14 protein-coding genes are annotated in these 12,229 nt (G+C 69.8%); 7 read left to right on the plus strand and 7 right to left on the minus strand.

Translation table 11 applies throughout. The features are described 5' to 3' along the window. Positions 1–105: 105 nt before the first annotated feature. From ABZV40_RS40995 to ABZV40_RS41015, 5 genes are all read right to left on the minus strand, one after another. Positions 106–864: an endonuclease/exonuclease/phosphatase family protein gene (locus ABZV40_RS40995; protein ID WP_355454707.1), complete on the minus strand. Its 759-nt coding sequence runs from the start codon at positions 862–864 to the stop codon at positions 106–108. Positions 865–916: 52 nt separating this feature from the next. Next, positions 917–2,902 carry an elongation factor G gene (gene fusA, locus ABZV40_RS41000; RefSeq protein WP_355454709.1) on the minus strand — a complete coding sequence of 662 codons (1,986 nt, stop codon included), beginning with the start codon at positions 2,900–2,902 and terminating at the stop codon, positions 917–919. Positions 2,903–3,218: 316 nt separating this feature from the next. Beyond that, complete coding sequence (locus tag ABZV40_RS41005) at positions 3,219–3,572, minus strand: Scr1 family TA system antitoxin-like transcriptional regulator (RefSeq protein ID WP_355454711.1); 354 nt, start codon at positions 3,570–3,572, stop codon at positions 3,219–3,221. Beyond that, positions 3,572–4,021, minus strand: coding sequence for a Scr1 family TA system antitoxin-like transcriptional regulator (locus ABZV40_RS41010; RefSeq protein WP_355454713.1), 450 nt, complete (start codon positions 4,019–4,021; stop codon positions 3,572–3,574). Before ABZV40_RS41010 ends, ABZV40_RS41005 begins: the two co-directional genes overlap by 1 nt. 6 nt (positions 4,022–4,027) lie before the next feature. Further along, positions 4,028–4,906 carry a helix-turn-helix transcriptional regulator gene (locus ABZV40_RS41015; protein WP_355454715.1) on the minus strand — a complete coding sequence of 293 codons (879 nt, stop codon included), beginning with the start codon at positions 4,904–4,906 and terminating at the stop codon, positions 4,028–4,030. Between the two features lie 34 nt (positions 4,907–4,940). Between ABZV40_RS41015 and ABZV40_RS41020 the strand changes: the two genes are divergently transcribed. From ABZV40_RS41020 to ABZV40_RS41030, 3 genes are read left to right on the plus strand one after another with little or no spacing between them, the layout of a single operon-like run. Continuing rightward, complete coding sequence (locus tag ABZV40_RS41020; RefSeq protein WP_355454717.1) at positions 4,941–5,573, plus strand: helix-turn-helix transcriptional regulator; 633 nt, start codon at positions 4,941–4,943, stop codon at positions 5,571–5,573. A 53-nt stretch (positions 5,574–5,626) separates the two neighbouring features. Next, positions 5,627–6,232, plus strand: coding sequence for a hypothetical protein (locus tag ABZV40_RS41025; protein WP_355454719.1), 606 nt, complete (start codon positions 5,627–5,629; stop codon positions 6,230–6,232). Between the two features lie 12 nt (positions 6,233–6,244). Continuing rightward, positions 6,245–6,805, plus strand: coding sequence for an HD domain-containing protein (locus ABZV40_RS41030; RefSeq protein ID WP_355454721.1), 561 nt, complete (start codon positions 6,245–6,247; stop codon positions 6,803–6,805). 4 nt (positions 6,806–6,809) lie between these two features. Here ABZV40_RS41030 and ABZV40_RS41035 read toward each other — a convergent pair whose 3' ends face one another. Next, positions 6,810–7,436 carry a hypothetical protein gene (locus tag ABZV40_RS41035; protein ID WP_355454723.1) on the minus strand — a complete coding sequence of 209 codons (627 nt, stop codon included), beginning with the start codon at positions 7,434–7,436 and terminating at the stop codon, positions 6,810–6,812. Positions 7,437–7,487: 51 nt separating this feature from the next. Here ABZV40_RS41035 and ABZV40_RS41040 point away from each other — a divergent pair, with 51 nt between their 5' ends. From ABZV40_RS41040 to ABZV40_RS41055, 4 genes are all read left to right on the plus strand, one after another. Further along, positions 7,488–8,075, plus strand: coding sequence for an SGNH/GDSL hydrolase family protein (locus tag ABZV40_RS41040; RefSeq protein WP_355454725.1), 588 nt, complete (start codon positions 7,488–7,490; stop codon positions 8,073–8,075). Between the two features lie 67 nt (positions 8,076–8,142). Further along, entirely contained in the window at positions 8,143–9,291 is a 1,149-nt protein-coding gene (xylA, locus tag ABZV40_RS41045) for a xylose isomerase (RefSeq protein WP_355454727.1), read from the plus strand. A gap of 1 nt (position 9,292) precedes the next feature. Further along, positions 9,293–10,678: a xylulokinase gene (gene xylB / locus ABZV40_RS41050; RefSeq protein ID WP_355454729.1), complete on the plus strand. Its 1,386-nt coding sequence runs from the start codon at positions 9,293–9,295 to the stop codon at positions 10,676–10,678. A 22-nt stretch (positions 10,679–10,700) separates the two neighbouring features. Next, on the plus strand, positions 10,701–11,840 hold the full coding sequence (locus ABZV40_RS41055) for an ROK family protein (RefSeq protein WP_355454731.1): 1,140 nt from the start codon (positions 10,701–10,703) through the stop codon (positions 11,838–11,840). Here ABZV40_RS41055 and ABZV40_RS41060 read toward each other — a convergent pair. Continuing rightward, the gene (locus ABZV40_RS41060; RefSeq protein ID WP_355454733.1) at positions 11,797–12,102 is read right to left on the minus strand and encodes a DUF6223 family protein; all 306 of its coding nucleotides are present in this window, start codon (positions 12,100–12,102) and stop codon (positions 11,797–11,799) included. The genes ABZV40_RS41055 and ABZV40_RS41060 overlap by 44 nt on opposite strands. Between the last annotated feature and the right edge of the window lie 127 nt (positions 12,103–12,229).

Genomic DNA, 12,229 nt, shown 5'->3' on the forward strand with positions numbered 1-12,229 from the left:
CGGCCTTTCATGGGCCCATTCTCCCACACCCGGTGGTGTACGGCCCCATAAATCCACATAAACTGCCCGGCAGGCGGGTTGCGGACACGACCTCCGGCAAGCCGCTTAGAACCGGAGCAACGCCTGCACCGGCAGGTGGTCGGACGGGTACTGGCCGTCCCGCCGGTAGGTGTTGATCGCCGCGGACTCGACCGTCACGCCGCGGGTGAGGATCCAGTCGATGCGCGGCCCGTTCGGCACCAGCGGGCCGTAGCCGTGGAACGTCCCGTAGGCCGGTGTGGTCTGGCGGCCCGCGAGCCACGAGTCCGCGAGCCCGCCGGTCAGGATCGAGTAGGTCTGGGACGCGCCGGCCGCCGCGTTGAAGTCGCCGGTGAGCACGACCGGCAGGGTGAGCCCGGAGACCAGGTCGCGCACGTACTCGGCGCTGCGGACGCGGGCGTTCTCCGACTCGTGGTCGAAGTGGGTGTTCACGACGACGAACTGGGTGCCGGTCGCGCGGTCGGCGAACCGGATCCACGTGACCATGCGGATCACCCTGTTGCCCCACGACGTCGAACCCACCACGTTCGGTGTCGCGGACAGCCAGCGGTGGTCGAACTCCAGCGGCTGCACGCGCAGGGTGTCGAAGAAGACCGCCATGAACTCGTCGTGGCTGCCGCCTGCCCGGCCCAGGCCGATCCAGTCGTAGTGGTCCGGCAGGTCGTGCGCGATGTCGAGCAGCTGCCCGTACAGGCCCTCCTGCGTGCCCAGCACGGCCGGCAGCTCGGTCAGCAGGAGCTGGGCCATCGCCGGGCGCCTGGCCGCCCACGAGTTCGGCTCGGCGGTCGAGGCGTAGCGCAGGTTGAACGACATCACGCTCAGCACCCGGCCGATCATGGCACAGGCCCGCTCTCGCCGAGAGCGGGCCTGCTTTTCCCTATGCGGGCGCGTAACCGGTCAGGCGGCTGGTGAACGCGCCGCGGCCCTGCGTCCGGCTGCGCAACCGCGTCGCGTACCCGAACATCTCCGCCAACGGCACGCTCGCCGTCACCACGGTCTCGCCGGTCCCGGCCTCGGAGCCCAGGATCCGGCCCCGGCGCGCGCCCAGGTCACCGAGCACGCCGCCGAGGTACTCGTCCGGCACGGTGACCGCGACCTCGGCAATCGGTTCGAGCAACGTCGTCGCCCCCGCCTTCAGGGCCTCGCGCAGGCCCTGGCGGCCCGCCGTGCGGAACGCCATCTCCGACGAGTCCTTGACGTGCGTGGACCCGTCGGCGAGCGTCACGCGCAGCCCGGTCACCGGGTGACCGAGGGGTCCCTCGGCCAGTGCGTCGCGGCAGCCCTGTTCGACCGCGCGGACGAACTCCTGCGGCACGCGCCCGCCGGTGACCGTCGAGCGGAACTCGAACCCGGTCTCCAGCGGTTCGGTGTCGATGACGATGTGCGCGAACTGTCCCGCACCTCCGTCCTGCTTCACGTGCCGGTGGACGAATCCCGTGACGCCGCTCGCGAGGGTCTCGCGGTAGGCGACGCGGGGCCGTCCCGTGGTGATCTCGACGCGGTGATGCGTGCGCGCCTTCTCCACCGCGACCTCCAGGTGCAGCTCACCCAGCCCCGACAGCATGGTCTGACCGGTCTCCAGGTCCGTCCTGACCTGCAGTGACGGGTCCTCGTCGACCAGGTGTGCCAGCACCTCGGCGAGCCGCGCGTGGTCCGCCGCGGTCTTCGGCTCGACCGACACCGACACGACCGGATCGGCCGAGGTCGGCGGTTCGAGCAGCAGTGGAGCCGTTGGCGCGCAAAGGGTTGTCCCGGTGCGCGCCGACTTCAGCCCCACCAGCGCGACGATGTCGCCCGCGGTGGCCCGGTCGACCGGCGTGTGCCGATCGGCCTGGACGCGCAGGATCCGGCCGACGCGTTCCGCCCGTCCGGCGACCGCGACGGTGTCCCCTTTGTGGACGGTTCCGGAGTACACGCGGACGAACGTCAACCGTCCCGTGGTGTTGGCGTTCACCTTGAACACCAACGCCGCGAACGGCGCGTCCGGATCCGCCTGCCGTTCCTCGCCGTCGACGCCCCGCACCGGCGGAACGTCCGCTGGGGACGGTAGGTACGCGATCACCGCGTCCAGCAACGGTTCGACACCGCGGTTGCGGTATGCCGAGCCGCACAGCACGACGGTTCCGGCACCGTCACGGGTCAGGTCCCGCAGCGCCTTGCGCAACGTCTCATCGGACAACCCTCCCGCGAAGAACTCCTCCAGCGCCTCGGGATGCAGCTCGGCCACCGTCTCCTCCAGGAGGCGGCGCCGCCGTCGTGCCTCTGCCAGCAGCGTTTCCGGCACAGGACCCTCGACCAGCGACGGGTCCCACGTCAGCGCACGCATGCGGACGAGGTCGACGACGCCGACGAACGCGTCCTCGGCACCGATCGGCAGCTGCACGACGAGCGGAACGGTGTGCAACCGCGTCCGGATGGACTCCACGGCCCGGTCGAGGTCCGCGCCCGCCCGGTCGAGCTTGTTGACGAACGCGATCCGCGGCACGCCGTGCCGATCCGCCTGCCGCCACACGGACTCGCTCTGCGGCTCGACGCCCGCGACGCCGTCGAACACCGCGACGGCCCCGTCCAGCACGCGCAGGGAGCGCTCGACCTCGTCGGAGAAGTCGACGTGCCCCGGCGTGTCGATCAGGTTGACGCGATGCCCGTCCCACGTGCAGCTGACAGCCGCGGCGAAGATCGTGATGCCTCGGTCGCGCTCCTGCGGGTCGAAGTCCGTGACGGTCGTGCCGTCGTGCACCTCGCCGCGCTTGTAGGTGCTGCCGGTGGCGAAGAGGACGCGTTCGGTGAGGGTGGTCTTGCCCGCGTCGACGTGGGCGAGGATGCCCAGGTTGCGGACGGTGTTCAACGTGGTCGTGCGCATGGCTGAAGTACCTTTTCGGTGCGAGAAAGGAACTACGAGGTCAGCGCGATGAACCGGCGAACGGACGGGCGTTCGTCAGACACTCCGGTGCCCGGCGCGCAGCGGGCGACCGGGGTGCGGGGACACGAGGATCACGTCGAAACGCGACGAGGGAACGACGGCGGCGATGCGCACGGCCGGTCTCCCTTCGTCACTCGGTGATGTCGATCGTGGAGTGTAGACGGATCATGCCCCGCCGCGAAAAGGATTTGTCGAGGACGTTCGTTCACGTGCCTGTGCAGCGGCGGGCACGCGGGAGGCATGAAACCGCGATCAGTCAGTCGGCGCCGTCCTTCAGCAACTGCGCGGCCTCGACCAACCTGGCGGTGGTGTCCTTGACGGGCAGCGCCATCGGGACCAGCCTCTCGAACGTCTCCGCGTACGGGTGCCGCTCCCACTCAGCTTCCAGCCATGTGCCGCCGTGCAAGTTGTCGAGATACACCACGTCGTCGAACTCGTCCTCGCGGAACGACAACAGGGCGAACGATGTCATCCCGGGGAAGGCGCCAATCTCATCCGGCACAAGCCGTACCCGGACACCGGGAAGGTCGGCAAGCGCAACCAATCGCAGCAGTTGATCTGCCATCACCAGCGCGCCGCCGACCGGGCGCCTCAGGACTGCCTCTCCCACTACGAGATCCAGCCGCAGCCAGATACCACGTCCACCTGGACGCCGTGCAGCGCAGCCTCGTACTCCGGTGTCCGGAGGAGCGGGGGCAGCACGTCCAGGGCGACTGCCCGTACGTGACTCGCTTCAGCCTCGACCTCGGAATACGTCCACCCGACACAGGACGAAGCGTCAGCGGTCAGCAGATCGAACCTCAGCGGGTCGCGTACCCGCTGCGCCCCCAGCACCACCGGTTTTCGGCGCACGCCGCTGACCCCGTACGCCAGGGCGAGTGCCACAACGTCAGCGTCGTCGATCGGGACGAGTGCGTTCTGCATCATCGACGTCTTGGCGGGCGACCAGCCCACACGCTCGCTGACCTCCACTAAGCTGAATCCACTTTCCTTGCGCCACAAAGCAAGCGCGCGACCGACGGCGCGGTTCTGAAGGCTGGACTTGAAATCCTTGGGCATCTTCGCTCACTCTGTCCGTAGCGACGCACGTGTCTCGTCCTCGATGGCGCTTGACGCGTGGTACAGGCGGATGATCAGGTCTTTGGAGTCAGCCTCGTCCAGACTGTTCTCGTCGAGTGCGCACACGACGTTGTCGTAGCCCTCGATCGCGTCCTTCTCCTCAACGAGGAGGCTGGAGTTCTCAGTCTCCACCCACACCAGCGGTTCGTACTTCGAAAAGCTCAGGTGTGTGAACGGCCCAGCCAGGCCGGCGTGCGCGCCGAGTGCGGCCGGTACGATCCGGATCGTGACGTTCAGCCGGTTCGCCATGTGCAGCAGGTGCAGCAGTTGCCCGGCGTGCACCTCGGCTCCGCCGACCTTCAGTTGCAGCGCCAATTCGTGGATGAAGTAGGTGCACTTCACGTCGTGCCGTAGCGATTCCTGGCATGTGAGCAGCGATTCCACCCGATCTTGAAGCTCGGCCACCGGTGCCGTGGATGACGCGAGCAACACCTCACGCATGTAGTCCACCGTCTGCAGAAAGACCGGCACCATGTGCGTGTGCCAGCTGGTCAGCGTTTCGGCCACCGCCAGATGTTCCACAACGGTGCGCAGCCGGACCGGCGCGCACGTACCGTGCTGCTGCCACCAGCCCCTGATGCGCGTTTCCGGGTACAGGGACAGCAGATGACGAACCTCGGCGGCCTCGACCCGGCAGACACCCAACAGCATGGCGATTTCGATCTCGCTGGCGCCGCCCTTGCCGTTCACCACATCCGAGAGCTTCGCCTCGTCCCAGTCGAGGATGTCGGCGACTGCACGCGAGGTCAGACCGGCATTCGCAATGGCCGCTCGTATGCCGGCGCCGAACTCACGGCCACGAGCAGTGGAGATCCTCTTCGGCATGCGGTTTCCTCCCACAGGTTCTGAGAGTTGTCAGATGCTCCGTCCACAAACGCCGTGGCCGCAGTCGCCGAATCGCACGAACAACGCCGTCTCGTACGGCGACCCGACAACCCCAGGACGTGACGCTACGATCAACGGAGAACGAGCAGAACGGACCGCGAGTACGAGTGCGGTTCGACCGGAGTCGGCCAGACCTGGAGCGTCCGTGGGTGGAGGATCGGCAACACCGACACGCAGTCAAGGTTCGCGCGCGGTCGGCATCGTGTCCGGTTACGTCCTCAAGCTCGCACGCCAGACAGCAGGCCTGACACAGGACAGTTTCGCGGAACATCTCACGGTGGACGTGAGCACCGTTCAAGGGTGGGAGTCGGGACGACGACCACTCGCCGCGATGAACGCGGGCGACTTCGTCCGGCTCTGCGCCCGACTCCCCCGGCTCGGCGCGCCCTCGTCGACCGGCCGGCACCTCCGCACGGCAGTCGAAGCCGATCTGGTTCTTTCGACCGGAATCACTGCCGGAAGTGCCTGGGTCGACCCCAACGTGCACCCGCTCGCCGCGAGCGTGCACCGCAAGACCCTCACCAACCTGATCACGTGGCCGTTCACCGGGCAGCTTCCGCCCGAGCTGCACGGCTTCACACCGAAGGTCCCCCGCCGGGGCCCGTAGCGTCAGGCCCTGCGCTCAGCGCCGATGAGCGAACCCGGTTCTTCGATCATTTGATGACGACCGTCGCGGAACGCGGCGTGCACCCCGGCGAGGCACTACTGCGCCGACAAGCGGTGTACCTGCTCGGATTCGACCAGCGCAACCAGGTCGTCGAGTGGCTGCACGACGAATGGGAAAGTGCCGGGCGGCGTCCCGTCGCCGATGGCGACGTGACAGGCATGCTCGAAGCCCGCTCCGCGTCGGTCGCACTCGCCTCGACCGGCGACGGCACTCGCTTGCACGACTTCGTCGCCCGCACCACCGGCACCCGTGCCGAACTCGCGAACCTCAACTACTGGGCGCACTGGATCGGCGAACTCGGCGACGACCAAACCGATGACGAGTTCATGGTCGCCGACGACAGCAAAGCCTGGTCGGGCGTGCGGCTGTTCCACCGCCTGGTGAGCCGCCTCGCTCCGTCCTCACCTCACCTGCCGCTGAACCTGCACACCCTGCACACGCTCGTGGCCAGCCGGCCAGCTCTGCTGACCGGACAATCCGCCGACCGCGACGCACTGACCGGCGCGCTCGACACGCTCACCTCGGCGGATGTGCTGACTCGTCGCGGCCGCGACCAGGTCGCCGGACTTCACTACGCTTTGCGTCTCGCCGACCGTTAGAGGGAGCACCTCATGCCAGACGAGCCCACCGCGATCGCCGCGTTCGGCTACGAACTCGGGCTGCTCAAGCGCATCCGCCGGGCGGGGTGGTGGCACGTCGGCGTGCGGGACCCCGAATCGGTCGCCGAACACAGCTTGCGGACCGCTCAGATCGCGGCCCTGCTCGCGGCGGAGGAAGGCGCGAACCCTGAGCGGGCCGCGTTTCTCGCGCTCTGGCACGACACGCAGGAGACCCGGACCGGGGACATCCCGCACACCGCGGCCAAGTACCTGAGCAAGCCCGAACCGCGCGAGATCACCGCCGATCAGACCGCCGCGCTGCCGGACAGCTCGCGCGGCCTGATCCGCGCCGCCGTGGACGAGTACGAGACCCGGCAGACGCTCGAGGCACGGTGCGCGAAGGACGCGGACAAGCTCGAAATGCTGCTTCAGGCCGTCGAGTACCGGGAGACCGGAGTCGAGCGCGTCGCCGGATGGGTCGACTCCGCTCGGAAGGGACTCGCGACCGAGACGGCGCGACGCGTCGCTGAGGCGGCCGTGACGCTCTCCCCGCTGACCTGGCGGGACCGCTAGCGATTCAGCGACTCAGGAGCGCCCGAATCTTCTCCGCGACCTGTCCGACAACCGGCCACAGCTCGTTGTTCCGCCAGTTGGCGACGCCGCCCGTCTCAATGGTGTCCAGCAGTTCGCGCAGCTCGCGGATCGCCTCCACCTCCTGCCGGTCGCGGAACACCGCGCCGATCTCCAGCGGAAGCTTCGGGTTCATGACGTCCTGGATCGCCCATTGTTGCAGGACGTGTCCTGGCCGCACGTCCGCGAGCCGGTAGTACAGCTCGGCTCGCTGCAGCGGCCGGTTCACCCCTTCGTAGATGGCCGCGTCCCTGGCCCACCACTCGACGACCTTCTCCGCTTCCTCCTTCGACGCCCACTGCCCGAGCTCCTTCCGCCTCAACGGCTTCGTGAGCTGGCGGTGCACGGCAGGCTGGTAGACCCCGCGCACCCGGAAGTTCGTCAGGTGCACCCGCGGCACGACCATCTGGGACACCGGCCCCGGGCTACCGCGGTGCCGGCCGACCACCACGAGGTCCTGCCCGCCGTCACCCCACTGCGGAGGCAGCACCCAAAGCTTCGTGCCGGCCGAGAAGTGCTTCAGATCGACGGCGGCGACGTTCGCGACGACGCACCAGCCCAGCAGTTCGTCCACGGTCACAGTCTGACCAGGAACACCGGCACGACGCTCGCCGTTTTCCCTGACATGCGTCTGCGTTTGCTCGGTGACTCCATCGCCGCAGGCGTCGGCAGCACCCGCCGTGAGGACACCCCCGGACCGTTGCTCGCCGCACGCCTGCGCGCGGCGGGGCACGAGGTCGACCTGAAGGTGCACGCCGTGCCCGGCGCCCGCTCAGCCGATCTGGCCGCTCAGGTGCGAGCGGCGATCGCGGGCGGGGTGGACCTCGCCGTGATCGTGATCGGGGCGAACGACCTCACCAGGTTCGTCCCCGCGCACATCGGCGCGCAGCAGCTGCACGACGCCGTCGCGGACCTGCGCCGGGCGGACGCTCATGTCGTCGTCAGCACCGCGCCCGATCTCAGCGTGGTCGCGCACGTGCCGCCCGCGTTGCGTGACGTCGTGTCGGCGGTGAGCCGGGACTACGCGCAGGCCCAGGTGCAGGCCGTCATCCGGGCGGGCGGCGTGGTCGCCCACGTCGAACGCGCGGTCTCGGCGCGGTTCGCCACCGACCCCTCGCTCTTCGCCGCCGACCGCTTCCACCCGTCCGGTGCCGGCTACCGGGTGATCGCCGAGGCGCTCGCGCCCGCGGTCGAGGCGGCGCTGAGCGCCTGATTGCGATCACGCGCCAGGCGTCGTACTGTCCGCACTAAGTTCAAGCATTGAACGAATGAGGTGGATCATGACCACGCCCACTCCGGCGGACAAGTTCTCCTTCGGTCTCTGGACCGTGGGCTGGCAGGGCCGCGACCCGTTCGGCGAGGCCACGCGGCCCGAGCTGGACGTCGTCGAGGCGGTGCACCGGTTGGCCGAGCTCGGCGCGTACGGGCTGTCGTTCCACGACGACGACCTGTTCGGGTTCGCGGCGACGAACCGGGAGCAGCAGATCGACCGGCTGCAGACCGCGCTCAAGGACACCGGGATGATCGTCCCGATGGTCACGACGAACCTGTTCAGCCACCCGGTGTTCAAGGACGGCGGCTTCACCAGCAACGACCGCGGGGTGCGGCGGTTCGCGCTGAAGAAGGTGCTGCGCAACATCGAGCTGGCGGCGGAGCTCGGCGCGAAGACCTACGTGCTGTGGGGCGGGCGTGAGGGGTCCGAGTACGACACGGCCAAGGACGTGCGTGCGGCGCTCGACCGGTACCGCGAGGGCATGAACCTGCTGACCCAGTTCGTCACGGACCGGGGCTACGACCTGCGGTTCGCGATCGAGCCGAAGCCGAACGAGCCGCGGGGCGACATCCTGCTGCCGACGATCGGGCACGCGCTGGCGTTCATCACGACGCTCGACCGGCCGGAGCTCGTCGGCCTCAACCCCGAGGTCGGGCACGAGCAGATGGCCGGTCTCAACTTCGTGCACGGCATCGCGCAGGCGTTGTGGCACGGCAAGCTGTTCCACATCGACCTCAACGGGCAGCGCAGCATCAAGTACGACCAGGACCTGGTGTTCGGGCACGGCGACCTGATGAACGCGTTCGCGCTGGTCGACCTGCTGGAGACGGCCGGCTACGACGGGCCGCGGCACTTCGACTACAAGCCGTCGCGCACCGAGGACATCACGGGCGTCTGGGACTCCGCCAAGGCGAACATGCGGACGTACCTGCTGCTCAAGGAGCGCGCCGCCGCCTTCCGGGCCGACCCCGAGGTGCAGGAGGCGCTGCAGCTCGCGGGCGTCGCGGACCTCGGCAAGCCCACGCTCAACGCCGGCGAGTCCTACGAGGACCTGCTGAACGACGACAGCTTCGACCCGGACAAGGCCGGCGAGCGCGGCTTCGGGTTCGTGCGGCTGAACCAGCTCGCGCTCGAGCACCTCGCCGGAGCGCGCTGACATGACGCTCGTCGCGGGCGTCGACTCCTCGACGCAGTCGTGCAAGGTCGTGGTGCGGGACGCGGAGACCGGCGAGCTCGTCCGGGAGGGCCGCGCGGCGCACCCGGACGGCACCGAGGTCCACCCCTCGCACTGGTGGACGGCGCTGCAGTCCGCGGTGTCGGACGCGGGTGGGCTCGACGACGTCGCGGCGGTGAGCGTCGCCGGGCAGCAGCACGGCATGGTGTGCCTCGACGAGGACGGCACCGTCGTGCGGGAAGCCCTGCTGTGGAACGACACCAGGTCCGCGGCGGCGGCCGCGGACCTGGTGGCCGAGCTGGGCGCGCGGCAGTGGGCCGAGCGGATCGGCCTCGTGCCGGTCGCGTCGTTCACGATCACGAAGCTGCGCTGGCTCGCCCAGCACGAACCGGCCAACGCCAAGCGCACCGCCGCCGTCTGCCTGCCGCACGACTGGCTGACGTGGCGGCTGCGCGGCACCGGTGACCTGAACGACCTGGTCACCGACCGTTCGGACGCCTCCGGCACCGGGTACTTCGACTCGGTGACCAACGCGTACGTGCCTGACCTGCTGGAACGCGGTTTCGGCCGGGCGGACGTGGTGTTGCCGCGCGTGCTGGGGCCCGCCGAGTGGGTGGACGGCGGCGCGGTGCGGCTGGGCGCGGGTGCCGGTGACAACGCGGCGGCCATCCTCGGTGTCGGCGCGGGCTCGGAGGTCCTGGTCTCGCTCGGCACCTCCGGCGTCGTGACCGCGACCAGCGAGGTGCGGGCCGCCGACGCGTCCGGCATCGTTGCGGGCTTCGCCGACGCCACCGGCCGCTACCTGCCGCTGGCGTGCACGCTCAACGCCGCCCGCGTGCTGGACGCGACCGCCCGCATGCTGGGCGTCGACCTCACGACCCTCAGCTCGCTGGCCCTGTCCGCGCCGCCCGGCGCGGAAGGCCTCGTGCTGGTGCCGTACCTGGAGGGCGAACGCACGCCCAACCTGCCGGACGCCACGGGCGCACTGCACGGCCTGACGCTCACCAACGCCACGCCCGCGAACATCGCGCGTGCGGCGGTGGAGGGCATGCTCTGCGGGCTCGCCGTGGGCCTCGACGCGCTCGCCGAGCAGGGTGCGGACGTCACGGGTGTTCGGCTCGTGGGCGGTGCGGCGGTTTCTCCTGCCGTGCGGGAGATCGCGCCGATGGTGTTCGGTGTGCCCGTGACGGTTCCTGCGCCTGGTGAGTACGTGGCGGACGGTGCGGCACGGCAGGCTGCGTGGACGCTCGCGGGCGGGACGACGCCGCCGGAGTGGACGGGGGCCGAGAGCACGCGGTACGAGGCGGACGCGGTGCCGGAGATCCGGGCGCGGTACGGGGACGCGGCGCAGAAGTACCTGAGCCGATGACCGCGCGGCGATACTCGACCCGATGACCACCGTCGACCACCTCCGTCAGGTTCGCCTCGGCAACCTGCGGACGGTCCTGCTCGCCCTGGTCGACCGCCCCGGCTCGCGGGCCGACCTCGCGGCCCGCACCGGCCTCACCAAGGCCACGCTGTCGAACCTCACGGAACCGTTGCTGGCCAACGGGATCCTCGTCGAGGACGCGGCCACGCTGGCCGGCATGGGCAGGCCGTCCAAGCCGTTGCGGTTCCACCCCGACGGCCCGGTGGCGGTCGGGGCGGAGATCAACGTCAGCCATCTCGCCGTCGAGACCCTGGGCCTCGACGGCGAGACCACCTGCCGCCGTCTCGTGCCCACCGACACCCGCACCAGCAGCCAGGACACCGTGCTGGACCAGGTCGCCGAACTCGTCCGCGAGATCACGCCGAACCGGCCGTTGCTCGGTGTCGGCCTCGCGGTGCCGGGTGTCGTGCACGACGGGGTGCTCGTGCGCGCACCCAACCTGCCCGAGCTCGTCGGCGCGCCACTGGCCGAAGCCCTGTCCGCCAGGCTCGGCCTCGACGTCGAACTGGACAACGAGGCCAACCTCGCCGCCCTCGCCCACCTCTGGCCGCGGCACCTCGCGGGCGAGGACTTCGTGCACGTCTCGGCGGACGTCGGCATCGGTGCGGGCGTGGTGCTCGGCGGCGAGGTGTACCGCGGTGCCAGCGGGTTCGCCGGCGAGCTCGGGCACGTGGTGATCGAACGCAACGGCCTCAGCTGCACGTGCGGCAGCCGCGGGTGCGTGGAGCGGTACGCGGGACTCGACGTCATCCTCCGCGAGGCGGGACGGCGGCGGCTCGACTCGCTCGCGAAGGCCCTCAGGGCCGGGGACCCCAAGGCGCTCGACGCGGTGCGCAACGCCGGCGAGGCGCTCGGGGTCGGCCTGGCGACGCTGATGAACCTCTTCGACGTGCCGACCGTCGTGCTCGGCGGCAGCTACGCGGTGCTGCACGAGCACCTGAGCGCGGCCGCTCAGTCCGAAATGGACACGAGGGTGCTCGCGGGCGGCGAACGGCACACGCGGCTCGTCGCCTCACCGCTCGGGGAGTTCGCCGTCGTGCGAGGTGCGGCGGGGCTCATCACGAGGCGGGCGGTGCTGCAGCCCGAGCGCCTCGTCGGATGACGCCCAGCACGACCGCGAGCACGCCCACCACCAGTGCGAAATAGCCGCCGACGATGCCGTAACCCGTGCCCGGTCCGCCGCGAGCCATCAGCACGACCAGGCCGCCGATCACCGCACCGACGGCGCCGCACGCCATCGCGGCCACGCTGAGGCGCCGCACGGACAACACGACACCGGCCACGCCCAGCACCATGCCCACCAGAGACCAGGCACGGCCGGGAGTCAACCCGTAAACGTCAGCAGCAATCACCGAAAGAGACATGGCACCAGGATCATCGCCGCGAAGCCGCATGTCGTCGTGCGCGCGCAGACAACACCTACTACGCGCGCAGTAGCCCGGAAGTCCTCCCCGTGAAGGATCTACCAGCACGAACGCAGGTCTAAAGTGC

The organism is Lentzea sp. NPDC004782, assembly GCF_040609115.1.
Lineage (GTDB): Bacteria > Actinomycetota > Actinomycetes > Mycobacteriales > Pseudonocardiaceae > Lentzea.

What these genes read in the sequence shown, in the direction of transcription:
- fusA (WP_355454709.1), bottom strand. Translation starts at nt 2,902, where the DNA reads ATGCGCACGACCACGTTGAACACCGTCCGCAACCTGGGCATCCTCGCC.
- ABZV40_RS41010 (WP_355454713.1), bottom strand. Translation starts at nt 4,021, where the DNA reads ATGCCCAAGGATTTCAAGTCCAGCCTTCAGAACCGCGCCGTCGGTCGC.
- ABZV40_RS41015 (WP_355454715.1), bottom strand. Translation starts at nt 4,906, where the DNA reads ATGCCGAAGAGGATCTCCACTGCTCGTGGCCGTGAGTTCGGCGCCGGC.
- ABZV40_RS41020 (WP_355454717.1), top strand. Translation starts at nt 4,941, where the DNA reads ATGCTCCGTCCACAAACGCCGTGGCCGCAGTCGCCGAATCGCACGAAC.
- ABZV40_RS41025 (WP_355454719.1), top strand. Translation starts at nt 5,627, where the DNA reads ATGACGACCGTCGCGGAACGCGGCGTGCACCCCGGCGAGGCACTACTG.
- ABZV40_RS41030 (WP_355454721.1), top strand. Translation starts at nt 6,245, where the DNA reads ATGCCAGACGAGCCCACCGCGATCGCCGCGTTCGGCTACGAACTCGGG.
- ABZV40_RS41040 (WP_355454725.1), top strand. Translation starts at nt 7,488, where the DNA reads ATGCGTCTGCGTTTGCTCGGTGACTCCATCGCCGCAGGCGTCGGCAGC.
- xylA (WP_355454727.1), top strand. Translation starts at nt 8,143, where the DNA reads ATGACCACGCCCACTCCGGCGGACAAGTTCTCCTTCGGTCTCTGGACC.
- xylB (WP_355454729.1), top strand. Translation starts at nt 9,293, where the DNA reads ATGACGCTCGTCGCGGGCGTCGACTCCTCGACGCAGTCGTGCAAGGTC.
- ABZV40_RS41055 (WP_355454731.1), top strand. Translation starts at nt 10,701, where the DNA reads ATGACCACCGTCGACCACCTCCGTCAGGTTCGCCTCGGCAACCTGCGG.
- ABZV40_RS41060 (WP_355454733.1), bottom strand. Translation starts at nt 12,102, where the DNA reads ATGTCTCTTTCGGTGATTGCTGCTGACGTTTACGGGTTGACTCCCGGC.